Annotated in this window: 22 protein-coding genes; 12 read left to right on the top strand and 10 right to left on the bottom strand. The window is 67.6% G+C overall.

The genetic code is table 11. The features are described 5' to 3' along the window. Positions 1 to 15: 15 nt before the first annotated feature. From EV646_RS31490 to fdhD, 7 genes are all read left to right on the top strand, one after another. The gene (locus EV646_RS31490) at positions 16 to 447 is read left to right on the top strand and encodes a MerR family transcriptional regulator (RefSeq protein WP_132155079.1); all 432 of its coding nucleotides are present in this window, start codon (positions 16 to 18) and stop codon (positions 445 to 447) included. A gap of 82 nt (positions 448 to 529) precedes the next feature. Beyond that, the gene (locus EV646_RS31485) at positions 530 to 1,024 is read left to right on the top strand and encodes an NAD(P)H-dependent oxidoreductase subunit E (protein WP_241996448.1); all 495 of its coding nucleotides are present in this window, start codon (positions 530 to 532) and stop codon (positions 1,022 to 1,024) included. Further along, positions 1,021 to 2,544, top strand: a complete 1,524-nt coding sequence (locus EV646_RS31480) for a formate dehydrogenase beta subunit (protein WP_132155077.1) — start codon at positions 1,021 to 1,023, stop codon at positions 2,542 to 2,544. The genes EV646_RS31485 and EV646_RS31480 overlap by 4 nt, the downstream gene beginning before the upstream one ends. Continuing rightward, complete coding sequence (gene fdhF / locus EV646_RS31475) at positions 2,541 to 5,363, top strand: formate dehydrogenase subunit alpha (protein ID WP_132155075.1); 2,823 nt, start codon at positions 2,541 to 2,543, stop codon at positions 5,361 to 5,363. The genes EV646_RS31480 and fdhF overlap by 4 nt, the downstream gene beginning before the upstream one ends. Continuing rightward, on the top strand, positions 5,360 to 5,566 hold the full coding sequence (locus tag EV646_RS31470) for a formate dehydrogenase subunit delta (RefSeq protein WP_132155073.1): 207 nt from the start codon (positions 5,360 to 5,362) through the stop codon (positions 5,564 to 5,566). Before fdhF ends, EV646_RS31470 begins: the two co-directional genes overlap by 4 nt. After that, positions 5,563 to 6,765, top strand: coding sequence for a molybdopterin molybdotransferase MoeA (locus EV646_RS31465; protein ID WP_338419300.1), 1,203 nt, complete (start codon positions 5,563 to 5,565; stop codon positions 6,763 to 6,765). Before EV646_RS31470 ends, EV646_RS31465 begins: the two co-directional genes overlap by 4 nt. Then, positions 6,753 to 7,574 carry a formate dehydrogenase accessory sulfurtransferase FdhD gene (gene fdhD / locus EV646_RS31460; protein ID WP_132155069.1) on the top strand — a complete coding sequence of 274 codons (822 nt, stop codon included), beginning with the start codon at positions 6,753 to 6,755 and terminating at the stop codon, positions 7,572 to 7,574. Before EV646_RS31465 ends, fdhD begins: the two co-directional genes overlap by 13 nt. A gap of 58 nt (positions 7,575 to 7,632) precedes the next feature. Here fdhD and EV646_RS31455 read toward each other — a convergent pair whose 3' ends face one another. Next, positions 7,633 to 8,592 carry a D-alanine--D-alanine ligase family protein gene (locus tag EV646_RS31455; protein ID WP_132155068.1) on the bottom strand — a complete coding sequence of 320 codons (960 nt, stop codon included), beginning with the start codon at positions 8,590 to 8,592 and terminating at the stop codon, positions 7,633 to 7,635. Further along, positions 8,589 to 8,981 carry an alanine racemase gene (locus EV646_RS31450; RefSeq protein WP_241996447.1) on the bottom strand — a complete coding sequence of 131 codons (393 nt, stop codon included), beginning with the start codon at positions 8,979 to 8,981 and terminating at the stop codon, positions 8,589 to 8,591. The genes EV646_RS31455 and EV646_RS31450 overlap by 4 nt, the downstream gene beginning before the upstream one ends. A gap of 210 nt (positions 8,982 to 9,191) precedes the next feature. Here EV646_RS31450 and EV646_RS31445 point away from each other — a divergent pair, with 210 nt between their 5' ends. After that, entirely contained in the window at positions 9,192 to 9,728 is a 537-nt protein-coding gene (locus EV646_RS31445) for a CGNR zinc finger domain-containing protein (RefSeq protein WP_158291060.1), read from the top strand. Here the strand turns inward: EV646_RS31445 and EV646_RS31440 are convergent. From EV646_RS31440 to EV646_RS31420, 5 genes are all read right to left on the bottom strand, one after another. Continuing rightward, entirely contained in the window at positions 9,672 to 10,343 is a 672-nt protein-coding gene (locus EV646_RS31440) for a GNAT family N-acetyltransferase (protein WP_132155062.1), read from the bottom strand. The two genes, EV646_RS31445 and EV646_RS31440, sit on opposite strands and share 57 nt — an antisense overlap. A gap of 62 nt (positions 10,344 to 10,405) precedes the next feature. Beyond that, positions 10,406 to 11,536, bottom strand: coding sequence for an ROK family transcriptional regulator (locus tag EV646_RS31435; protein WP_132155060.1), 1,131 nt, complete (start codon positions 11,534 to 11,536; stop codon positions 10,406 to 10,408). 246 nt (positions 11,537 to 11,782) lie between these two features. Further along, positions 11,783 to 12,406 carry an FAD-dependent monooxygenase gene (locus tag EV646_RS31430; RefSeq protein WP_241996446.1) on the bottom strand — a complete coding sequence of 208 codons (624 nt, stop codon included), beginning with the start codon at positions 12,404 to 12,406 and terminating at the stop codon, positions 11,783 to 11,785. Between the two features lie 142 nt (positions 12,407 to 12,548). Beyond that, complete coding sequence (locus EV646_RS31425; RefSeq protein WP_132155058.1) at positions 12,549 to 12,983, bottom strand: YybH family protein; 435 nt, start codon at positions 12,981 to 12,983, stop codon at positions 12,549 to 12,551. A gap of 39 nt (positions 12,984 to 13,022) precedes the next feature. Further along, the gene (locus EV646_RS31420; RefSeq protein ID WP_132155056.1) at positions 13,023 to 13,718 is read right to left on the bottom strand and encodes a GAF and ANTAR domain-containing protein; all 696 of its coding nucleotides are present in this window, start codon (positions 13,716 to 13,718) and stop codon (positions 13,023 to 13,025) included. 159 nt (positions 13,719 to 13,877) lie between these two features. Between EV646_RS31420 and nhaA the strand changes: the two genes are divergently transcribed. From nhaA to EV646_RS31405, 3 genes are all read left to right on the top strand, one after another. Beyond that, positions 13,878 to 15,761 carry a Na+/H+ antiporter NhaA gene (gene nhaA / locus EV646_RS31415; RefSeq protein ID WP_132155054.1) on the top strand — a complete coding sequence of 628 codons (1,884 nt, stop codon included), beginning with the start codon at positions 13,878 to 13,880 and terminating at the stop codon, positions 15,759 to 15,761. Positions 15,762 to 15,851: 90 nt separating this feature from the next. Next, positions 15,852 to 16,331 (top strand): rhodanese-like domain-containing protein, encoded by a 480-nt coding sequence (locus tag EV646_RS31410; protein ID WP_132155052.1) that lies wholly within the window; start codon positions 15,852 to 15,854, stop codon positions 16,329 to 16,331. Positions 16,332 to 16,443: 112 nt separating this feature from the next. Then, positions 16,444 to 17,286, top strand: a complete 843-nt coding sequence (locus EV646_RS31405; RefSeq protein WP_132155050.1) for an SAM-dependent methyltransferase — start codon at positions 16,444 to 16,446, stop codon at positions 17,284 to 17,286. A gap of 7 nt (positions 17,287 to 17,293) precedes the next feature. On the opposite strand, the gene EV646_RS31400 is transcribed toward EV646_RS31405, so the two are convergent. The 3 genes from EV646_RS31400 to EV646_RS31390 form a co-directional block, all read right to left on the bottom strand. Beyond that, positions 17,294 to 17,713, bottom strand: a complete 420-nt coding sequence (locus EV646_RS31400; protein ID WP_132155048.1) for a CBS domain-containing protein — start codon at positions 17,711 to 17,713, stop codon at positions 17,294 to 17,296. 248 nt (positions 17,714 to 17,961) lie between these two features. Then, on the bottom strand, positions 17,962 to 18,462 hold the full coding sequence (locus EV646_RS31395) for a tetratricopeptide repeat protein (RefSeq protein WP_241996445.1): 501 nt from the start codon (positions 18,460 to 18,462) through the stop codon (positions 17,962 to 17,964). Positions 18,463 to 18,469: 7 nt separating this feature from the next. After that, entirely contained in the window at positions 18,470 to 19,756 is a 1,287-nt protein-coding gene (locus EV646_RS31390) for an FAD-binding oxidoreductase (RefSeq protein WP_132155044.1), read from the bottom strand. A gap of 74 nt (positions 19,757 to 19,830) precedes the next feature. Between EV646_RS31390 and pdxR the strand changes: the two genes are divergently transcribed. After that, positions 19,831 to 21,240, top strand: coding sequence for a MocR-like pyridoxine biosynthesis transcription factor PdxR (gene pdxR / locus EV646_RS31385; RefSeq protein WP_132155042.1), 1,410 nt, complete (start codon positions 19,831 to 19,833; stop codon positions 21,238 to 21,240). The last annotated feature ends 39 nt before the right edge of the window (positions 21,241 to 21,279 follow it).

Genomic DNA, 21,279 nt, shown 5'->3' with positions numbered 1-21,279 from the left:
CCTAGAGTGGGGTCTATGAGTGTCGGACTGAGCATTGGACAGGTGGCGGAGCGGACTGGGCTGAGCGTGCACGCGCTGCGGTTCTACGAGCGCGAGGGACTGCTGGCGGATCCGGTACGGCGAGAGTCGAACGGGCGCCGGGTCTACACCGAAGACGACGTCGAGTGGCTCAACATGTGCATCAAGTTCCGCTCGTCGGGCATGCCGCTGGACACCATCCGCAAGTACACCGACCTCGTCCGCCAGGGCCGCGGCAACGAGCGGGAACGCCTCGCGCTGCTGCGCAGTCATCAGGAGCACGTTGCCGCCCAGATCGAGGAACTCAACGAGTGCATGCGGGTGATCACCCACAAGGTCACCATCTACCAGCAACACCTCGACGACGGCACCGCCGACTGTCTCTGGGTAGCTCCCTCAACCACAGCGGACGCAAGCGCCGCCTCCTGAACCCACTTTGATAGACGGTGGCTATCACGTCATAGGCAGGTTTGCTTTGACCGTGCGGTGATGACGACGGAATGTTGTATACATGACGAGTGAGGTCGTGGCCGCTGCCTCCGTCCCGGTCCCCGGGCGTGCCCAACGAGTGCGCGAGATAGCCACCGATTTACGTGGGCTCCGCGGTGCGCTGATCCCGATCCTGCATGCGATCCAGGAGGAACTGGAGTACGTCGACCAGGGGGACATCCCGGTCGTCGCCGACGTACTGAACCTCGCCGTGGCCGAAGTCCACGGCGTCGTCACGTTCTACAAGGACTTCCGTCGTACGCCGGCCGGCCGGACCACGGTCGCGATCTGCCAGGCCGAGGCGTGCCGCTCGGTCGGTGCGGTGGAACTCGCCGAGCACGCGAAGCGGACGACAGGTTGCGGGCTCGGCGAGACGACGTACGACGGCCGGCTGACGCTCGACGAGGTGTTCTGCTTCGGCAACTGCGCGCTCGGTCCTGCCGTGCAGGTGAGCGGCAAGCTGCACGGACGGGTCACCCCGGCCCGGCTGGACGCGATCCTCGGGGAGCCACGATGACCAAGGTCTACGTTCCGAGGGATGCCGCCGCACGTTCGGTTGGAGCCGATGAGGTCGCCGAACGGATTGCTGCGGTCGGCGCTGATGTCGAGATCGTCCGCAACGGATCGCGCGGCATGCTCTGGCTGGAGCCGCTCGTCGAGGTCGAGACTCCGGAAGGTCGTGTCGGCTACGGACCGGTCGCGCCCGAGGACGTCGACGGACTGGTCGCGGCCGGCCTGCTCGACGGCGCGGTGCGCGACATCGGCGCGTATCTCGGCCTGGTCGAGGAACTGCCCTGGATGAAACGGCAGCAGCGCCTCACCTTCGCCCGAGTCGGGGTGATCGACCCGCTCTCCGCCACCGACCATACGTCGTACGGCGGAAATGAGGGCCTGAGGCAAGCACTTTCGATCACGCCGGCCGAGGTGGTCGAGGCCGTAGTCGACTCCGGGCTGCGAGGTCGGGGCGGTGCTGGGTTCCCGACCGGGATCAAGTGGCGGACGGTGCTCGGCGCGCCGAGCGAGCTGAAGTTCGTCTGCTGCAATGCGGACGAGGGCGACTCGGGAACCTTCGCGGACCGGATGCTGATCGAGGGCGATCCGTTCACGCTGATCGAGGGGATGACGATCGCGGCGTACGCCGTCGGGGCTTCGGAAGGCTATGTCTATCTGCGGTCCGAGTACCCGGACGCGGTGGCGATGCTGAGGGCGGCGATCGAGATCGCGCGCTCAGAAGGATGGCTCGGCGAGGACATCCTCGGATCTGGGCTGAGCTTCGATCTTCACGTGCGAGTCGGCGCCGGCGCGTACATCTGCGGCGAAGAGACCTCGATGCTGGAGAGCCTCGAAGGAAAGCGCGGAATGGTCCGCGCGAAGCCGCCGATCCCTGCGCTGGAAGGGCTTTTCGGCCGGCCGACCGTGGTCAACAATGTGTTGTCGTTGGCAACGGTCCCGACGATCCTGGCGCAAGGTGCTGCGGCCTACGCGTCGTACGGGACCGGCCGGTCGCTCGGGACGAGTGTGTTCCAGCTCGGCGGCAACGTCGCTCGCGGCGGGATTGTGGAGACCGCGTTCGGGATCACCCTCGGCGAGCTCGTGAACGACTTCGGCGGTGGTACGTCGTCCGGTCGCCCGGTGCGCGCCGTACAGGTGGGTGGACCGCTCGGGGCGTATCTGCCGGTCGAGCAGTTCGAACTGCCGATGGACTACGAGGCGTTCGCGGCGGCCGGTGCGATGGTCGGGCACGGCGGGATCGTGGTGTTCGACGAGACCGTGGACATGGCCGCGATGGCCCGGTTCGCCTTCGAGTTCTGCGCGGCCGAATCGTGCGGCAAATGCACGCCCTGCCGGGTCGGCGCAGTCCGCGGCGTCGAGACGATCGACCGGATCACGTCCGGTGTCGACCGCGACAAGAACCTCGTCCTGCTCGACGACCTGTGCGACCTGATGACCGACGGCTCCCTGTGCGCGATGGGCGGCCTCACCCCGATGCCGGTACGCAGTGCAGTCCGCCACTTCGGAAAGGACTTCCACGCATGACCCTGCTAAAGGAACCCGACTTCGGCACCCCCGCCCGCCCCGGTGAAGCCACCATCGATCTGACGGTCGACGGTGTGAAGGTCTCGGTCCCGCCTGGTACGTCGGTGATGCGCGCCGCCAAGCATGCCGGGGTCGACGTACCGAAGCTGTGCGCGACCGACAACCTGGAAGCGTTCGGCTCCTGCCGTCTCTGCGTGGTCGAGATCGACGGCGTGCGTGGCACACCTGCCTCCTGTACGACGCCTGTTGCCGACGGCATGGTGGTCCGCACGCAGAACGAACGGCTGGGCAAGCTGCGGCGCGGCGTGATGGAGCTCTACATCTCCGACCACCCGCTCGACTGCCTCACCTGCTCGGCCAACGGCGACTGCGAGCTCCAGGACATGGCGGGCGTCACCGGTCTTCGCGAGGTCCGCTACGGCTCCGGCGTCGAGGCCGGTGCAAACCATCTGGACCTTCCGACTGACAGTTCCAACCCGTACTTCGACTTCGAAGCGTCCAAGTGCATCGCGTGCTCGCGGTGCGTTCGGGCGTGTGACGAAGTACAAGGAACTCTTGCGCTGACGATCGAAGGACGTGGATTCGACTCGAAGGTCGCCGCCGGTGCTGGGGCTTCGTTCTTCGACTCCGACTGTGTTTCGTGTGGGGCGTGCGTACAGGCGTGTCCGACGGCGACGTTGCAGGAGAAGTCGGTGATCGAGCTCGGGATGCCGACGCGGTCGGTCGTTACGACCTGTGCGTACTGCGGGGTCGGCTGCTCGTTCAAGGCCGAGCTGCGTGGTGACGAGCTGGTGCGGATGGTTCCGTACAAGAACGGTGGCGCGAACGAGGGGCACTCGTGTGTGAAGGGCCGGTTCGCGTTCGGGTACTCGAGCCACCCGGATCGGGTACTCGAGCCGATGATGCGGGACACGATCGCCGACGAGTGGCGGAAGGTCTCCTGGGACGAGGCGATCAGCTTCACCGCCCGCCGGCTGCGTGAGATCCAGGCCGAGCACGGCCAGGGATCCATCGGCGCAATCACGTCGTCGCGGACCACGAACGAAGAGGTGTACGCCGTCCAGAAGATGGTCCGTGCGGTGTTCGGGAACAACAACGTCGACACCTGCGCGCGGGTTTGCCACTCGCCGACCGGCTACGGGTTGAAGCAGACCTTCGGCGAGTCGGCCGGGACCCAGGACTTCAGGTCGGTCGAGGAGGCCGACGTGATCCTGGTGATCGGCGCCAACCCGACCGACGGGCACCCGGTGTTCGCGTCCCGGATGAAGAAGCGGCTCCGCCAGGGCGCCAAGCTGATCGTCGCCGACCCGCGCCGGATCGACCTGGTCCGCTCGCCGCACATCGAGGCGGCGCATCACCTGCAGCTCGCGCCCGGTACGAACGTTGCCGTGATCAACGCTTTCGCTCACGTTGTGGTGACCGAAGGCCTGGTGGATCGTTCATTTGTCGCCGATCGGTGCGAGGGCTTCGAGCAGTGGGAGGAGTTCATCTCCCGGCCGGAGCACAGCCCGGAGGCAGCGGCCGAGATCACCGGCGTACCGGCGGAGGAGCTGCGGGCCGCGGCACGGCTCTACGCGACCGGTGGCAACGCCGCCATCTACTACGGTCTCGGCGTTACCGAGCATAGCCAGGGCTCGACCATGGTGATGGGCATGGCGAACCTCGCGATGGCGACCGGCAACATCGGCCGGCGAGGCGTCGGTGTAAACCCGCTGCGCGGCCAGAACAACGTCCAGGGCTCCTGCGACATGGGCTCGTTCCCGCACGAGCTGCCGGGCTATCGGCACGTCTCGGACGACGGCGTCCGAGACGTCTACGAGCAGCTCTGGGGTACGCCGCTGCTGAACGAGCCCGGTCTGCGAATCCCGAACATGTTCGACGCGGCGATCGACGGCTCCTTCCGCGCATTGTTCGTGCAGGGTGAGGACATCGCGCAGTCCGACCCGAACACCCAGCACGTGTTCGCCGCGCTCAGCTCGCTGGAGCTGCTCGTCGTACAGGATCTGTTCGTCAACGAGACCGCGAAGTTCGCGCACGTGCTGCTGCCAGGTACGTCGTTCCTGGAGAAGGACGGCACGTTCACGAACGCCGAGCGGCGGATCAACCGGGTCCGGCCGATCATGGCGCCGAAGACCGGCAAGCAGGAGTGGCAGATCATCTGCGAGATCGCGCAGGCGATGGGATACCCGATGCACTACGACTCGGCCGCCCAGATCATGGATGAGATAGCGCTCACCACCCCCACGTTCATGGGGGTCTCGTTCCGCAAACTGGACGAGGCCGGCTCGATCCAGTGGCCGTGCAACCTCGAGCACCCGGACGGGACGCCGATCATGCACGAGGACGAGTTCACCCGGGGCAAGGGCAGGTTCATGGAGACCGTGTACGTGCCGACCAGTGAGCGGTCGACCCGGCGGTTCCCGTTGATCCTGACAACTGGGCGCATCCTGTCGCAGTACAACGTCGGCGCCCAGACTCGTCGTACGGCGAATGTCGCCTGGCATCCGGAGGATGTGCTGGAGCTCCATCCGCACGACGCCGAGGTCCGGGGCATCTCGGACGGCGACATGGTGGCGCTCTCGAGCCGGGTCGGCCGCACGAACTTGCGGGCCAAGCTGTCCGATCGGATGCCGGTAGGGGTCTGCTACACGACGTTCCATCACCCTGTGACCGGGGCGAACGTGATCACCACGGACAACTCGGACTGGGCGACGAACTGCCCGGAGTACAAGGTCACCGCGGTACAGGTCGATCTGCTGACGTCACCGGTAGCGGTTGAGTCCGAACGCGAGCCCGTTGTCGCTGGTGGTGGGCTGTGAGCACTCTGCCGTCGTACGTCCGGTTGGCGAACGACATCGCGGCCCAGTTCGCTCACCGCGCCCCGGCGGAGGCCGCGACCGCAGTCGCCAACCACATGAAGATCGCCTGGGATCCCCGCATGAAGAAGGCCCTCATCGCGCATGTGGAGGCCGGTGCGGAAGACCTCGACCCGGTAGCCGCCCTGGCGGCGCAGCAACTGTGAGCCAATCGATAGACGTCGCAAGGCATGCTGGTCCTGTGCTGCCTTGGGATGTCGCTCGTGAGCTTGCGCATGCGACGGGGACACCGCTGAAGGCAGTGTCCAAACCGTTGAGTGACGCCGGTGGGCTGGTGCTCGCGAGTCCGCTGGTTTCGCCGATGGCTGTGCCTCCCGTGGATCGGGCGGCGATGGATGGGTACGCCGTGTGTGGCGGTGGGCCGTGGCGGGTCGTGCAGCATGTGGGAGCGGGGTGCTCGGCGCCCGTGGTGTTGACGGTCGGTGAAGCATGCAGCATTGCGACCGGCGCCGCCGTACCGTCGGGCGCGACTTCCGTGGTGCGGGACGAGGACGCCGTACTGGTTGGGGAATTGCTACAAGGGCCGGCTGAGCCTGGGCGGCACATCAGGCGTGCTGGTGAGGAGTGTCAGGCTGACGAGCTGCTGCTGCCGGCCGGGGTGGTGGTTGATCCGGCTGTGCTCGGGCTCGCCGCATCCGTTGGGTTGAATCGGCTGACAGTGATCCCGCAGCCGCGGGTCGCCGCTTTCGTCACGGGCGACGAGTTGGTACATCGAGGCGCGTCAGGACCGGGACGAGTGCGTGACGCGATTGGCCCGATGCTGCCGGGTCTCATCACGCGGGCAGGTGCTCAGGCTGGTCCGGTGCAGCATCTTCCGGACTCACGACAAGCGTTGATTGAGGCGCTTAGGTCCACCGACGCGGAACTGATCCTGGTGTCCGGCTCGTCGGCGTCCGGTCCGGCGGATCACTTGCGGCCCGCGTTGGCGGCGCTTGGTGCGGAGCTGATCGTCGACGGCGTCGCCTGCCGTCCCGGGCACCCGCAGGCTCTCGCGCGCTTCGACGACGGGCGGCTGGTCCTCGGCCTCCCTGGCAACCCGCTCGCCGCACTGACCGCCTTCCTCACGTTGGGTGTCGCGGCGATCCGGCGGATGCGCGGTCTTTCCCTTCCTGCGTTGACGTTTGCGCCTCTTCCAGGAGGCGTGCCGTGCCACCCTCGCAGTACTCGACTGGTCCCCGTCCGCGTCACCGCGCAAGGCGCCGTACCGCTGGGACATGGCGGTTCGGCGATGTTGCGTGGCGCTGCCGCGGCTGACGCACTGGCCGTCATCGACCCTGGGCCGGCCTCCGCGATCGCCGCCCGCCTGCTTCCACTCGACCCCGGAGCGCAGCCATGGGCCGTCTGATCGCGCGTCGTCCAGTACTGCGTCTTGGACCGGAGGGCGACCGGAGCCGGCCGGACTCCATCGCGGTCGAGGAACCGCTCGAACTCCGCGTCGACGGCAAGCCGCTCGCGATCACCATGCGGACGCCGGGCCACGACGTCGAACTCGCGCACGGATTCCTCCACACCGAAGGCGTCATCGCCAGCCTCGACGACATCCGCGATGCCCGGTACTGCGGCTCACGCGACGACGAAGGCCGCAACACCTACAACGTCCTCGATGTGGGCCTTGCTCCCGGCGTTCCGCCGCCGGTGACCGGTGTCGAGCGCAACTTCTACACCACGTCCTCGTGCGGTGTCTGCGGGAAGGCGTCGCTGGACGCCGTACGGCTGAAGACTCGCTACTCACCGGCCGAGGACGACGTGCGGGTTCCCTTCGAGGTGCTGGCCGGGCTTCCCGACGTACTGCGTTCGAGGCAGCAGGTCTTCGACCGGACCGGCGGGCTGCATGCCGCGGGTCTGTTCACCTCGGCCGGTGAACTGCTCGTCGTACGCGAGGACGTCGGCCGGCACAACGCCGTCGACAAGGTCATTGGCTGGGCTCTCCTCGGCGGCCGGATCCCAGCGCGTGGTCATGTCTTGATCGTCTCCGGCCGTACGTCGTTCGAGCTGGCGCAGAAGACGGTGATGGCAGGGATCCCGGTCCTGGGTGCTGTCTCAGCTCCCTCGTCGCTGGCCGTGGACCTGGCCGCCGAGTCCGGTCTGACCTTGGCCGGCTTCATCCGCAACGGCTCGCTGAACGTCTACACCAACCCCGACCGCATCAAATGAGTACAGAGCGTGCGGCCGATCCTCGACGTAGGCCCAGTAGCGGTCGCCGAAGGACCGGTCATTTGGCCGCCGTCCTGATGAGGGTGTCGACCACATCGGTGTAGCTCATCCCGGCCGCCGCCCACATCCGCGGGAACTGCGACGCCGGAGTGAAGCCCGGGAACGTGTTGATCTCGTTGACCACTGGCTCGCCGTCCGCCGGCACGAAGAAGTCGACCCGGGCCAGTCCGGCACACCCGAGCACCTCGAAGACCTCGATCGCCGTACGGCGAAGTCGGCCGGCCAGGGCTGGTTCGAGCGGCGCCGGTACGACGAACCGCGTCGCACTGCTGTCGTATTTCGCCGTAGCGTTGAAGAACGGCTGCTCTGGATCAGGGTGGATCTCCAGCGCCGGAGCGGTGTCGACCCGCCCGTCCGGAAACTGCAGCACGGCCAGGTCGATCTCCCGGCCGAGCATCTCCTGCTCCACCAGGACTTGTGGCGCCAGTACGGCGGCATCCGCGATCGCGTGGGACAGCGTCGCGAGGTCTGTCGCGCGGGCGACGCCGAAGCTGGAACCACCGTTGCCCGGCTTGACGAAGACCGGGAACTCCAGACCGGCCGCCTTCAGCTTCTGGATCGCCGACTCGGTTTCGGCCAGGTCCGATCCTGTGAGCCTGATGCCGGGTGTGACGGCGATGCCGTGGGCTCGCAGGATCGCCTTGGTGAGGTGCTTGTCGAGCCCGACCGCGCTGGCCGCGACGCCACTGCCGACGTACGGAATCTTCAGCTGGTCGAGGAACCCCTGGATCGTGCCGTCCTCGCCGCCTTCACCATGCATGGCCGGGATGGTGACGTCACAGGCCTGAAGGATCTCGATCGCCTCGTGCTGGCCGTCGATCCAGTTGCCGTCGGCATCGATCACCAACGGGATCGCGGTGTGGCCGAGGAGGCTGATCGCCTTGGCGATGCCCCGGCCGCTGGCCAGGGAGACTTTGTGTTCGGGGCTGGCGCCGCCCATCACGATCGCGACCTTCATCGGCCTGCCTCCTCGAAGCGGCGTTGCACTCGGGGGCCGATTCCGCAGTAGATCTCGTGCGGGATGGTGCCGGCCCAGTCGGCCCAGTCCTCGGCCGTTGGTTCACCGTTGGTGCCGTCGCCGAAGATCGTGACCGGCTCACCGGGCTCCACCGGTACGTCGCCGGCGTCGACGACGAACTGGTCCATCGCGATCCGCCCGATCACGGGCATCCGGACGCCTCGGCAGAGCACGCTCGCCCGCCGTACCGCTACGCGGGGGATCCCGTCCGCATAGCCGAGGGGGACCAGGGCAACAGTCGTGTCGCGTTCGGCGGAGAGGTCGATCACGGCCTCGGTGAGTCCGACAGTGGCCGAGCGTTGACGGGGCGGGCTCTGGACCAGATGCATGTCGGTCATTGTTGTTTCCGGCAACGAACAACTTCATCGGTTCGCGGGCGGATGTTGACCCGCCAGGACGTACGACCCTGGTAGCACATCCCGGCGTCCCCCGGTCTGACCCGCCTCCTCCACATGGATGACCACGGTCAGGCCGATCCGTTGCACCGACGTCTCACCGGCGTCTCAGCTACTGCCGGTGAGATCAGGGATACTGGGCGGGTGGAAGCCACGGATCATCTGAAGGCGTCGCTCGGGGCGGCGGTCGCGTTGGCGAACACCTTCGGATCCGAGTGGCGGCAGGGCCGTCCCGCCGCCGCGCCCGACGTGGCCGCCGTACTGAGGCTGACCACCAACCGGCTCGTCGCGGCGGACCGGTCGGATTTCGCCGCCGGCGGCAAGAAGCTGTACGACGCGCTGAGCTGTCTGCCGGAAGGTCAAGTGGACAAGGCGGTTCAGATCGTCAACGAGTTGCTCAAGGCCACCAAGGCCGCCCCGCAACTCCTCCGTCAAAAGGAGGATGCGCCGTGGCACCTACACTTCGGCAGCACCGACGAGGCGACCGGGTGGCTGGCCGAGTTCGCCACCGCGGTAGCGATGCTCCTGGGCAGCGACGATCTGGAGCGTCTCCGCCGCTGTGAGGCGACCCGCTGCGACGACCTGTTCCTGGATACGACGCGGAGCCGTACGCAGCGCTTCTGCTCAACGGCCTGCCAGAACCGCACCAAGGTCGCCGCTCACCGCGCCCGCACTGCCTGATCCGACCGCGGTCACCATGGTCGCCTCGGACGTCCAGCCCAGCTTGCGATAGAGGAATTCGCCTTCGGTCGTAGCCATCAGCAACCCGGTGACGGCCCCGCGCTCGATCGCACGCCGGCTCAAGGCGCCCATCACCACACTGCCGAGGCCACGACGCCGATGGGCCCGATCGGTCTGGATGTCGTGCATCACCGCGTCCCGCCCGACGATCGCCGCCATTCCGCGCGCCGCGACCTCTCCATCCGCAGCCTTGATCCGCACGTATTCCAGCGGTCCGCGCGTCTCGACCTCCACCTTGTACGACGCCGGTGCCACCGGCTGCGGGTGGTTCGCCAGCTCGATCGACATCAACACCTTCTGCTCCTCGAACGGCTGCAGCCCAGCCTGCTTGAGTCGCCGCGCCACGCCGTTGCCGTCCTGCGTGGTCACAGTCAGCCAGGCATCACCGGCCGTACGCGTCGCCAGCTTGTCGACCATCAACGGGTCGTCCGTCAGCGCGAACAACTCGCGCTCCCTGCCCGGCAATCGCAGTACGACGTCCAACGCCCCGTCGTGCTCGATCGCCGGCTCCAGCCCCCGGCACAACCGCCAGCCCTCAACCCATCGCCTCAACATTGGGCGAGTGTAACCGACTAAGCCAATTTAGTCAGTTACTACATCTGAGCCTTGGTCTGGGGTCAGGCGCCGAGGACGAAGGTTTGGATGGCTACGACGGCGGCGCCGCGGGCCCATTCGGTGAAGTCGGGGGGTTGGAGGACGAGGGGGAGGTCGGTGGCGGAGGGGTGGCGGTTGGCGTGCAGGCCGGCGACGAGCTCGTCGTGGGCGACCTCCGCGAGGCGGATGCCCTCGCCGCCGAGGACGACCCGCTGGGGCATGGTGAAGTTGGCGGCGACGGCGATCAGTTTGCCCAGGGCGCGTCCGGCGGTGCTGATCACCCGTTGCGCGGCCGGTTCGCCTTTCGCCGCGAGGTCGAGGGCTTCGTCGTACTCGACCGGACGGCCGAGCGCACTACCGACTTGCTCGATGATGGAGTCGACCTGGAGCAGGCCGGCCGCGCAGCCGTGGTGGCCGCGATCGCAGCGTGGGCCGTCGGGTAGCAGTGGGTGATGGCCGATCAACCCGAGGCTCACGTCGGGGCTGTCGACGGTTCGATCGTGGATGACCAGCCCATAGCCGATGCCGGCGCCGATGGTGATCAGCACGAACCGGTCGGCGCCGCGGCCCGCGCCGAACCAGTGCGTGGATTCGGTCAGCGCGGTGACATCGTTGGCAACCACCACCGGTACATCGGTGTGTGCGGTGAGCAGCTCGCCGAAGTTCACGTCGACCCAGTCGAGGAATGGAGCCCAGCGGACCTCGGAGTTGTTCGCGACGCGTCCGCCCAGGCTCACGCCGAGCCCGGTGAGGTGCAGGTCCGAGGCGAGATCGTCGGCCAGTTCGGTGACGATCGAGGCGACCGTCGTCGGTGCTTGATCGATCAGCGGACGCTCCGCGGTCGCGATCACCTCGGCGCGCAGGGTCGTCAGTACGCCGACCGCCGCATCCCCAGTGACCTTCACGCCGACGAAGTGGTGTGAAGCGGGATCGAGGTCGAGGGGCTGCGACGGCCGCCCGACCCGCGCGTCAGTAGGCCCGGCCGACACCTCGACGAGCAGGCCGGACTCGACCATCGGCTTGGACAACCGGGTCAGGCTGCCCGGCGACAACCCCACTCGGCGCGACAGTTCGGCGCGCGACAGTGGACCGTCCAGCAGGATCTCCAGCGCGACCTGCCGAGAAGGCCCGGTCAGCGGGCGCCATTCACCCATCCGCCAAGGGTAGCGGTGGCTAGCGGGTTGAGACGCCGGGACGTGACCCGGTCCGCGGTTCTGGCCGCACAAGCCCCGGCGTCAAGTTCAACCCCACAGTTCGCAAATGTTCAACAGATGAAGGAGATGCGAACCACTAGCAGGCGCAGTACCCAATTCATTTCGCAGTATGCCCCGGATCGGGCCGGAAAGCTCCGGCTGTTTCCGGATATTTCCCGCAGGCGCTCAATTGATCGATCGAAAAGGTCAATTGATCGATTCAATGACGCGTCGTCCCGCCCGCTGGACAGTCCCGTCCGGCCGGACCAGGGCACCGTACGCGCGCCAACGCCGCAGCCAACGGTGCAGTTCGTCCCCCGGCCGCGCCACGATCAGTACGACGTCCCGATCGTTGAGCGTGGCACGAACTTTGTCGGACGGTGAACGCCTGGTGACGAAGGCGAAACGACCCGCGGCGACGTGGTCCAGACGCCGGCCGTCACCGAGGAGTGCGTTCGGGCACAGGCGTCCGGCGAGTCCATGGCGGAATGCCTTCCGGTCGACCAGTTCGGAGCAGCTCAGCGCTCGAGCATGCGGCCGCCGCTCGGTCTCATAGCTGGTGAGCACGCTCTCAGGCAGATCGCCGGCCAGGACGGCGGCGAGCTTCCAGGCGAGGTTCGCCGCGTCGCGGAGACCGGCGCCCATGCCCTGCCCGATGAACGGCGGCGTCAGGTGGGCGGCGTCGCCGAGCAGGAACACCCGGCGGTCTCGCCACCGGTCAGCTAATTGAGCATGAAACTTGTAGTCGGCGACGCGGACAATCCGCAGCTGCTCGGCCGGAACTCCCGTGGTCCAGGGCGCGAGAAAAGCGTTTAACCGAGCGGTCGGCAAAAGGCTTTCGTTGTCAGCCGTGCGGAAATCATCAACGGTCTCGCCCGGGCTCAGCTGGAATTCTCACCGATTGCGAGTGGCGCCAACGCGCATGTACGACGCCGCGCGGTGCCCGGTCGCAGATTTGCGTTGACTGACTCCATCACGGCTGCAGATCCAGCACCGAGCGGCCGGTGATGAAGTCCGTCGGCACCGACACCTGGTCGTGCACGATGAACCATTCGCCGTCGATCTTCCGCCACCCCGACGTCCACCGAAGCCAGTAGTCGCTCTTGCCGCCATCCGGCAACGTCCCGCTGACGTGATTGAGACTGTGTGCGAACGCCACATCCCCACCCACGGTGACCGTCAGCTCCCGCACCTCATACCCAAGTGGCGGCTGGTAGAACGTGAACACATCCGCCCAGTTCTTCCACTTCGCCTCGGCCCCCAGATGCTGCAACGGCGGCACAATGTCGAACGACACAAGCTCCGGAGCAAAGAGAGGCTTCAACCCCTCCAAATCCCCACCCCGAACAGCCGCCAGCAACGTCTCGATCCGCCCTCTGATATCAGCTTCGTCTTGTCGTGTGCTCATACCAGCTACGACGAGACACCCCACCAAAGTGTGAGGTTGTCAGTGGGGGAGGCGGCGGGTGTCTATGAGTTGTTGGGCTACGTCTCGGAGTTTGGTGTTGGTGTCTTGGGAGTAGCGCTTGAGGACGGCGAAGGCTTGGTCGCCGTCGATGTCGAAGCGTTCCATCAGGATGCCCATCGCTTGGCCGACGAGTTTTCGGGCGTCGACGGCTTGGGCCATGGTTTCTTCGTGGCGGGCGGAGGCGACCGCGACCGAGGCGTGCCGGGCCAGGATGTGGGCGATGGCTTCGTCGTCTTCGCTGAAGGCGTCGGCGGCCGGGCTGTAGAGGCCGAGTACGCCGACGGTCGAGCGGCTGCCGGTGGCCAGCGGTACGTCGAGGACGCTGCGGACACCGAGGGCGGCGACGGTCGCGGCCCACTCGGGCCAACGGGGGTCGGCGGTGGTGTCGCGGATCAGGATCGTCGTACGGTCGCGTAGTGCGGTGACGAGTGGGCCACTCTGGGTGTTGATCTGCAGGTTGTAGACATCGGCGACGACCGGGTCGGTGACCGCGGCGATCTCGGGACGGGAGTTACGGGTGTACAGAGCCACGCCGGCGTAGCTGCACTTCAGCGCCTGGAGGGCGAATTGCACGACGGCGTCGATCGTCTCCTCCACCCCCGGCGCGTCATGTAGTTCGACGGCCAGGCGGGCAAAAGCGTCCGCCGACGTCGTCACCACGTCAGGATCGGTCATGCAAGGGACTCCAGTCAGGCGCAAACTGATGCCGGGCGCACCCCGTGGCTGGAGTGATCCTCAGGCACACATCATGCAGGTCCGGAGCCCCGAACCGTTAGCGGACTGCCCACCCCAATAGTTCTGGGAGCCTCAACCCAGAACTATACAGTGGAGCCCATGACGGACTTCCCGGCGCTGCTCAGCGGACGGACCAACTGGCGGCGGGAGTTCGCGGCACCGTTGCGTGCCTTCCTGCGGACCGAAGCGGGCAGCTCCGGCGTGCTCGCCGCAGCCATCGTGCTCGCCCTGCTCTGGGCCAATCTCGCACCCGGTTCGTACGACGAATTCTGGCGGACCGAGCTGTCGATCGAGCTCGGCCACGACGTGCTGGGCATGGGTCTGCGGGAGTGGATCAACAGCGGCCTGATGACGCTGTTCTTCCTGGTGGTCGGACTGGAGGCGCGGCGCGAGTTCGACCTCGGCGATCTGCGGGAGCGCAGCCGGTTCGTGCTGCCGCTGCTGGCCGGTGTCGCCGGGATGGTCGTGCCGGTGCTCATCTACCTCGCCTTCAACGCCGGCGGTGAGGGTGCGCACGGCTGGGGTGTCGCGATGTCGACCGACACCGCGCTCGCGCTCGGCCTGCTCGCGCTGGTCGGTCGCGGCCTACCGGATCGCGTCAGGGTCTTCCTACTGACCGTGTTCGTGGTCGACGACCTGCTCGCGCTCCTTGTCATCGCCGTCGTCTACAGCGAAGACATCGCCTTGAAGCCACTCGCGGTCGCGATCGTCGCCTTCGCCGCGGTCCTGGTTCTCGCCGTACTGCGGATTCGCAAGGCGTGGGCGTACGTCGTACTTGGCGTCGTCACCTGGGCTGCCTTGCTCGACAGTGGCGTCGACGCCGTGGTGGCCGGACTCGCGATTGGTCTGACGGCTCCGGCGTACACGCCAGGACGTGAGGAACTCGAGCAGGCGACCGGTCAGTTCCGGCTGTTTCGCGAGCAGCCGACGCCGGAGCTGGCCCGGTCCGCGACCGTCGGGCTGACTGCGACGATCTCGCCGAACGAGCGGCTGCAGTACCTCTACCACCCGTGGGTCAGCTACCTGATCGTGCCGCTGTTCGGACTGGCCAACGCGGGCATCAAGGTCGACCTGGACTTCCTCGGCCAGGCGTACACCTCGCCGATCACCCTTGGCATCCTGATCGGGTTCGTGGTCGGGAAGCCCGTCGCGGTGACGGTCGCGTCCTGGCTGCTGGCCCGGCTCAGCGGTGGGCGCTACCGACCGCTGGTCGGCTGGGCGGCGGTGATCGGCAGCGGCACGATCGCCGGCATGGGGTTCACCGTTTCCTTGCTCATCGCAACGATCGCGTTCGAGGGACCGGCGCTGGCCGAGGCGAAGCTCGGGCTGCTGTCGGCGGTGGTGGTCGCTTCGGTGCTCACCTGGCTCGTGTTCCGGGCCGCGAAGCTCCTGAGCCCGCCGAAGAAGGCGCTGGCTCTGCTCGGTGATGCGGAGCAGTTGGTCGACCTGGCCGAGCCGGTGGATCCCGAGCGGGACCACATCCGCGGTCCGGAGTCGGCGTCGGTGACCCTGGTCGAGTACGGCGATTTCGAGTGCCCGTACTGCGGGATGGCCGAGCCCGTCGTACGGGATCTGCTGCAGGACGACGACCTGCGGTACGTATGGCGGCACCTGCCGCTGTCGGATGTGCATCCGCGGGCGCAGATCGCGGCGGAGGTGGCCGAGGCGGCGGCTGCGCAGGGCGCGTTCTGGGAGATGCACGACATACTGCTGGCCAACCAGGAGAACCTGCAGCCGAAGGACCTGCTCCGGTACGCCGAGGAGCTCGGGCTGGACCACGACAAGCTGCACGACGACGTGAAGCGGCATGTCGCGGCGGCGCGGGTGGCTCAGGATGTGGAGTCAGCGGACCTGAGCGGCGTGTCCGGTACGCCGACGTTCTTCGTCAACGGCCAGCGACACTATGGTGCGTACGACGTCGAGACGCTGAAGGCGGCGATCAAGGTCGCCCGGGCACGGGCCCGGATCAGCGAGCGTGGCTGAATCTTGTTGCACTAGGGCATTTCTGCCACTTTCACACCGGCGGCGGATAGCAGAAGCTGGTGGCTCCCCGATCGATGAAGGAGCTGCCGAATGACCGCTGACCTGCACACAAGCACCTCGGCCGTGCTGCAGACGCCCGCTGCCGACTCCGCCGCGGCCGTCGCGCACTTCGCCGGGCGGTTGTCGTTCGAGGCGGACGTGTCGGACGTGGCCGCGGACATCGGCGCGGGCGTTGAGGGCTGGGTGCTGATCGACAGCCGGAGCCAGGAGAGCTGGGACCAGGGCCACGTGCCGGGCGCGATCCACCTGCCGACCCGGGAGATCGCCGTACGCGCGGCTTCCGTCGTACCGGCGGGTGTCACTGTGGTGACGTACTGCTGGGGGCCCGGCTGCAACGGGGCGACGAAGGCGGCGCTGGAGTTCGCCAAGCTCGGGTATCCGGTGAAGGAGATGATCGGCGGATTCGAGTACTGGGCGCGGGAGGGGCTGCCGGTGGAGACCGCCGACGGCATCGAACGGCGGCCGGCCGATCCGCTCACGGCTCCACGCGGGATCGCCTGCGCCTGCTGAGATCGCCTTGTGGGTTGAGGTTTTACACACTTTGAACTCTTCGTGGTGAAGAGGTGACAACCCGTGGGGTACTCTCGCCGTAAGTCGAGCCGGCCGACGGCGAGGAGAGAGCGTGGCGGACCATCCCAAGGGCGACGGCGTGGTCGCGCCTGGGATCGACACGACCCGGCCGAGCGTTGCCCGGGTGTACGACTACGCCCTCGGCGGCAAGGACAACTACGAGGTCGACCGGGCGCTGTACCGGCAGATCCTGGAGATCGCGCCGGAGACGCCGGAGTGGGCCCGGGAGAACCGGCGCTGGCTCGGCCGGGTGATCACGTGGCTGGCCCGGGACGCCGGTGTCAGCCGGTTCATCGACGCCGGCTCCGGCCTGCCGACCGCGCAGAACACACACCAGATCGCTCAGGGCTTCAACCCGGCCGCGGAGGTCGTGTACGTCGACAACGACCCGGCGGTGATCGCACACGGCCGGGCGCTACTCCTGGACAACGCCCAGACCTACTTCACCGCCGCCGATCTGACCCGGCCGGACGACGTACTCGGAGACCCGCCGGTGGCGCGGCTACTGGAGGCCGGTGAGCCGGTCGCACTGGTGATGGCGCTGATGCTTCATCACATACCGGACACCAACCAGACGCGCGAGATCATGCAGAAGTACCTGGAAGTCCTGCCGCCCGGGTCGTATCTGGCCATCAGCCACGCGGGCAACCCGCGCGACGGCAGTCCCGCCGCCGAGCTGGCGACGGTCATCGAGGACAAGGTCAAGTCGTCGTTCCCGAACCTGAGGTTCCGGACGCCGGCGGAGATCGGGTCGTTCTTCGGCGATCTGGAGCTGCTGGAGCCCGGGGTGGTCCGGCTGTTCGAGTGGGCCCCGCCTGGTGGCGAGGCCCCTGACGACGACTTGCAGGCCGACGCCCGCCGAGTCCTGTACGGCGGCGTGGCCCGCAAGCCCTGATTCCGACTCAGGCCGGTTGAGAGATCTTCGAGACGGTCTCGCCCGTCTTCTTGCCTGACATCTCCCGCGCGACGTCGGCCTGCGACAGCATGCCGACGAGCTGGTGACCGTCGATCACCGGCAGCCGCCGGATCTGGTGCTCGGTCATCATCTTGAGCGCCTCGTCGACGCTGTCGTCAGCGCCGATGGTCACCGGCTTGCCCTGCTCGAACTGACGCGCCGTCGCCGTCGCCGGGTCGCCACCTTCGGCGATGCAGCGGATCACGATGTCGCGGTCGGTGAGCATCCCGTGCAGCCGGTTGTCCTCGCCGCAGATCGGCAGCGCACCGACGTCGAGATCGCGCATCTTGCGGGCGGCATCGACCAGCGTCTCGTTCTCGTTCACGCAGGTGGCACCGGCTGTCATCAGATCCCGTGCCTTCTTCATGACTCACCCCTCTCGCTCGCTTCGCCCGCCCGGTACCCCCGCACCCCCGCCCAAACCACCCACCCCCGCCGCCCGCCGAGCCGCCCGCCGAGCCGCCCGCCGAGCCGCCGCCGGTCGATCCGCGTTTGGTGGGTCCGCCAGCCAAATGGCGGGTTCCCCGCCCGTATACCGGGGGCGAACCCGCCATTTGATGGGTGAACCCATCAAATGGCGTGGGTCGAGGGGCGGCTGAGGGGTGGGGGTGGGGCTCAGAGGTTGGCGAGGTAGTCAGCGTTGCCGCGGATCGCTGCTTCGTAGCGCTTGATCTCCGGCGTCTCCAGGCGGTCGGCGATCACCAGCAGCAGCGTCGCCAGCGCCTTGTCCTTGTGCCCCGCCGCGTGCAGCGTCAGCGACTTGAACACCCGCAGCGAGTCCGACTCTGGGAACTCCGCGCACGCCGTCTTGAAAACATCCAGCGACTCGTCGAATCGGTCCAGGTTGCGCAAGGTGCTGCCGTATTGCAGCAGGCACTTCCGCCGCGTCTCCCCGGTCAGTCCGGGCAGCGCCTGCTCGTAGTACCCGACCGCCTTCTCCTCCTGGCCGTCGGTGTCGTACGAGCCGCCCACTTCGTAGAGCACATAAGGATTGCCGGGATGTTCGGCGAGCAGGTTCTCGAAGAAGTCGATCGTCGGCTGCATGTTCGACCGGTCCCGCCGAGCGAATGCCTCCTCGATCGTGCTGGCCAGCTCCGGCGTCAGTTCAGTCGTCACACCTCCATCATGCCGCGACGCAGGTGGCCGCCTCGCTGGGGCGGATGTTCTGGTTGAGGTGGAAGACATTCTCCGGGTCGTACGCCGTCTTGAGCGCGACCAGCCGGGCGAGTTTCGCCGGCGGGAAGGCGCGGTTGATCGGGTCGCCGTTGAGCGTGTTGACGTAAGCCCCATCGGCGTACGGCGTCAGGGCCGCGGCGTACTCGCGGAGCGTGGAGATGCGGGCCTCGTCCTCGGCCGGGTCCTCCCAGCGGGTCGCGGTGACGAACTCGAACAGCGTGTCCCGATGGCTGAAGGCCGCGTCGTCATCCGGTACGTCGGCGATCGCACCGCCGTACGCCTGCAGGCTCGCGGAGACTCCCGGGTTCTGGAGCAGCGCGCGGATCGCGTCGTCGGTCAGCGCCTTGAAGTAGTGGCCCTTCCAGTAGCGGCGGTAGCGGTGACCCTGCACGTTGTCGTCGCGGCTCTGCAGCGTCAGGTACGGCGTCTCCTCGACCTGCTCGCACAGGACCGGCCCGAGCGCGCGGAAGGCAGGCAGCAGCTTGTAGCCGCCCTCACCGACCCACACATATCCGACCGTGACGGAGTCCGCGGTGATGCTCGCGGTGAACGTCGCCTGCCGCGGCGCCGACTCGTTCAGCTCGCGCCATCCCCGCAGTACGGCGAACCCGGCCCGCAGCGGATAGGTGAACTCGGCAACCAACGCCCGAGTTCCGACCTCGTGCAACCGGAACTCGAACGACGTGACGATCCCGAAGTTGCCGCCACCACCGCGCAGACCCCAGAACAGCTCAGGGTTCTCGGTGGCGCTCGCGCGCACGACCTCGCCGTCCGCCGTCACCAGCTCGTACGACGCCACGTTGTCGCAGGCGAGCCCGAATTGCCGGGCGAGCCAGCCCATGCCGCCGCCGAGCGTGAGACCGCCGACGCCGGTGTGCGAGACGTTGCCGGCGGTGGTCGCCAGACCGTATTTCTGCGCGGCTCGGTCGAGCTCGCCGAGCAGCGCGCCGCCCTGAACCGAGGCCAGCTTCCGATCAGGGTCGACGTGGACCGCGTTCATCGGGGTGAGGTCGATCATCAGGCCGCCGTCCGGTACGGCGAGGCCGGCGATGTTGTGGCCGCCGCAGCGGACGCCGATCTCGAGGCCGGAGGTCCGGGCGAACCGGACTGCCTCGACGACGTCCTCGGTGGTGTGGCAGCGGGCGATCGCGACCGGGCGACGGTCGATCATCGCGTTCCAGACGGTCCGGGCTTCGTCGTAGCCGGGGTCGCCGGCCCGCAAGATCGTGGTCATTCTTACGCTCCTTGGTCAGTGGGTTCTGTCCACCACCCTGACAGCGAAGCGGTACTCCGATAAGGTCCAGTTTCGTGAGCCGAACCAGGACCAGTTTCGGCGCCGGTGAGCTCCTCGTCGAGCTCCGCCGGGATGCCGGCGTACCGCTGCATCAGCAGCTGGAGGGCGGGATCCGGGAGCGGATCCGGCAGGGGCTGCTGCGAGCCGAGACGGTGATGCCGTCGACCCGGGCGCTCGCGGAGGACCTCGGGCTGTCCCGAGGTGTCGTAGTCGAGGCCTACCAGCAGCTGGTGGCCGAGGGGTATCTGGTCAGCCGGGGCGGCGGCTACACCCAAGTCGCGGACGTCGCACTGGTCGAACCAGGTCAGGCTCAGCAGGCCAAGGGTGGTCCGCCGAGGATCGACTTCAAGTACAGCCGGCCGGACGTGTCCCAGTTCCCGCGCGCCGCCTGGTTGCGGTCGATCCGGAAGGTCCTGAACGAGACGCCGCACATGAGCTTTGCCTATCTGGACGGTCGCGGCGCCTTGGAGTTGCGGCAGGCGCTGGCCGACTACCTGAATCGGGTGCGCGGTACGGCGGCCAGGCCCGAGAACATGCTGATCTGCAACGGCTTCGCGCAGGGGTCGCGCCTCTTGCTTCAGGTCCTGGCCAAGCAGGGCTATCGACGACTCGCGGTCGAGGATCCATCGGACAACGAACTGCGTGAGGTCGCGGCTGCCGCCGGGCTGGACGTGGTCGGCGTACCAGTCCTGGAGAGCGGGATCGATGTCGACGGGCTCGAGCAGTCCGGGGCGGACATCGTACTGGTGACTGCGGCACATCAGTTCCCGACCGGGGCGGTGGCGTCGGCGGAGACCCGGGCGGCGCTGGTTGCGTGGGCGGCTCGGCGGGACGGGTTGATCGTCGAGGACGACTACGACGCCGAGTACCGGTACGACCGGGAACCGATCGGTGCGATGCAGGGGCTGGCGCCGGATCGCGTCGTGTACGCCGGGACCGCGAGCAAGACGCTGGCGCCGGGGCTCCGGTTGGGCTGGCTCATCATGCCGGGTCGGCTGGTCGACGCGATGTCGGCGGCGAAGGTGATGGACGACCGCGGGTCGCCGGTGCTGGATCAGTTGGCGTTCGCGGATTTCGTGGCGCGCGGCGAGTTCGACCGTCACCTGCGCCGGATGCGGCCGCGGTATCGGGAGTTGCGGGATATGCTGGTCGATCGGCTGGCGGCGCGCGTACCGGAACTGGTGCCCGTCGGTGTTTCGGCCGGCCTGCACGTGCTGACGTGGTTGCCCGTGGGTCTGTCCGAGGCCGCGGTGACGCAGGCGGCCTTGGAACGTGGGCTCGGCGTCTACGGACTCGCGTCGTACTGGATGTCCCCGCCCGGGCCGGCCGGGCTGGTCTTCGGGTACGGCGGCCTGACGCCCAAGGCGGTTGCCGAGGGCATCGACCTGCTCGCGGACGCGGTCGCGGCTATTCAGCGTGGATGAATAATCATCCAATCGATTGCAAATTGATTCGCTTGATTC

It is taken from the genome of Kribbella antiqua (assembly GCF_004345665.1).
Taxonomy (GTDB): domain Bacteria; phylum Actinomycetota; class Actinomycetes; order Propionibacteriales; family Kribbellaceae; genus Kribbella; species Kribbella antiqua.
This window is presented reverse-complemented; position numbering and strand designations above follow the sequence as displayed.

Coding starts and splice junctions, on each gene's coding strand:
- EV646_RS31490 (WP_132155079.1), top strand. CDS start 16: ATGAGTGTCGGACTGAGCATTGGACAGGTGGCGGAGCGGACTGGGCTG.
- EV646_RS31485 (WP_241996448.1), top strand. CDS start 530: ATGACGAGTGAGGTCGTGGCCGCTGCCTCCGTCCCGGTCCCCGGGCGT.
- EV646_RS31480 (WP_132155077.1), top strand. CDS start 1,021: ATGACCAAGGTCTACGTTCCGAGGGATGCCGCCGCACGTTCGGTTGGA.
- fdhF (WP_132155075.1), top strand. CDS start 2,541: ATGACCCTGCTAAAGGAACCCGACTTCGGCACCCCCGCCCGCCCCGGT.
- fdhD (WP_132155069.1), top strand. CDS start 6,753: ATGGGCCGTCTGATCGCGCGTCGTCCAGTACTGCGTCTTGGACCGGAG.
- EV646_RS31455 (WP_132155068.1), bottom strand. CDS start 8,592: ATGAAGGTCGCGATCGTGATGGGCGGCGCCAGCCCCGAACACAAAGTC.
- EV646_RS31450 (WP_241996447.1), bottom strand. CDS start 8,981: ATGCATCTGGTCCAGAGCCCGCCCCGTCAACGCTCGGCCACTGTCGGA.
- EV646_RS31440 (WP_132155062.1), bottom strand. CDS start 10,343: ATGTTGAGGCGATGGGTTGAGGGCTGGCGGTTGTGCCGGGGGCTGGAG.
- EV646_RS31435 (WP_132155060.1), bottom strand. CDS start 11,536: ATGGGTGAATGGCGCCCGCTGACCGGGCCTTCTCGGCAGGTCGCGCTG.
- EV646_RS31425 (WP_132155058.1), bottom strand. CDS start 12,983: ATGAGCACACGACAAGACGAAGCTGATATCAGAGGGCGGATCGAGACG.
- EV646_RS31420 (WP_132155056.1), bottom strand. CDS start 13,718: ATGACCGATCCTGACGTGGTGACGACGTCGGCGGACGCTTTTGCCCGC.
- nhaA (WP_132155054.1), top strand. CDS start 13,878: ATGACGGACTTCCCGGCGCTGCTCAGCGGACGGACCAACTGGCGGCGG.
- EV646_RS31410 (WP_132155052.1), top strand. CDS start 15,852: ATGACCGCTGACCTGCACACAAGCACCTCGGCCGTGCTGCAGACGCCC.
- EV646_RS31400 (WP_132155048.1), bottom strand. CDS start 17,713: ATGAAGAAGGCACGGGATCTGATGACAGCCGGTGCCACCTGCGTGAAC.
- EV646_RS31390 (WP_132155044.1), bottom strand. CDS start 19,756: ATGACCACGATCTTGCGGGCCGGCGACCCCGGCTACGACGAAGCCCGG.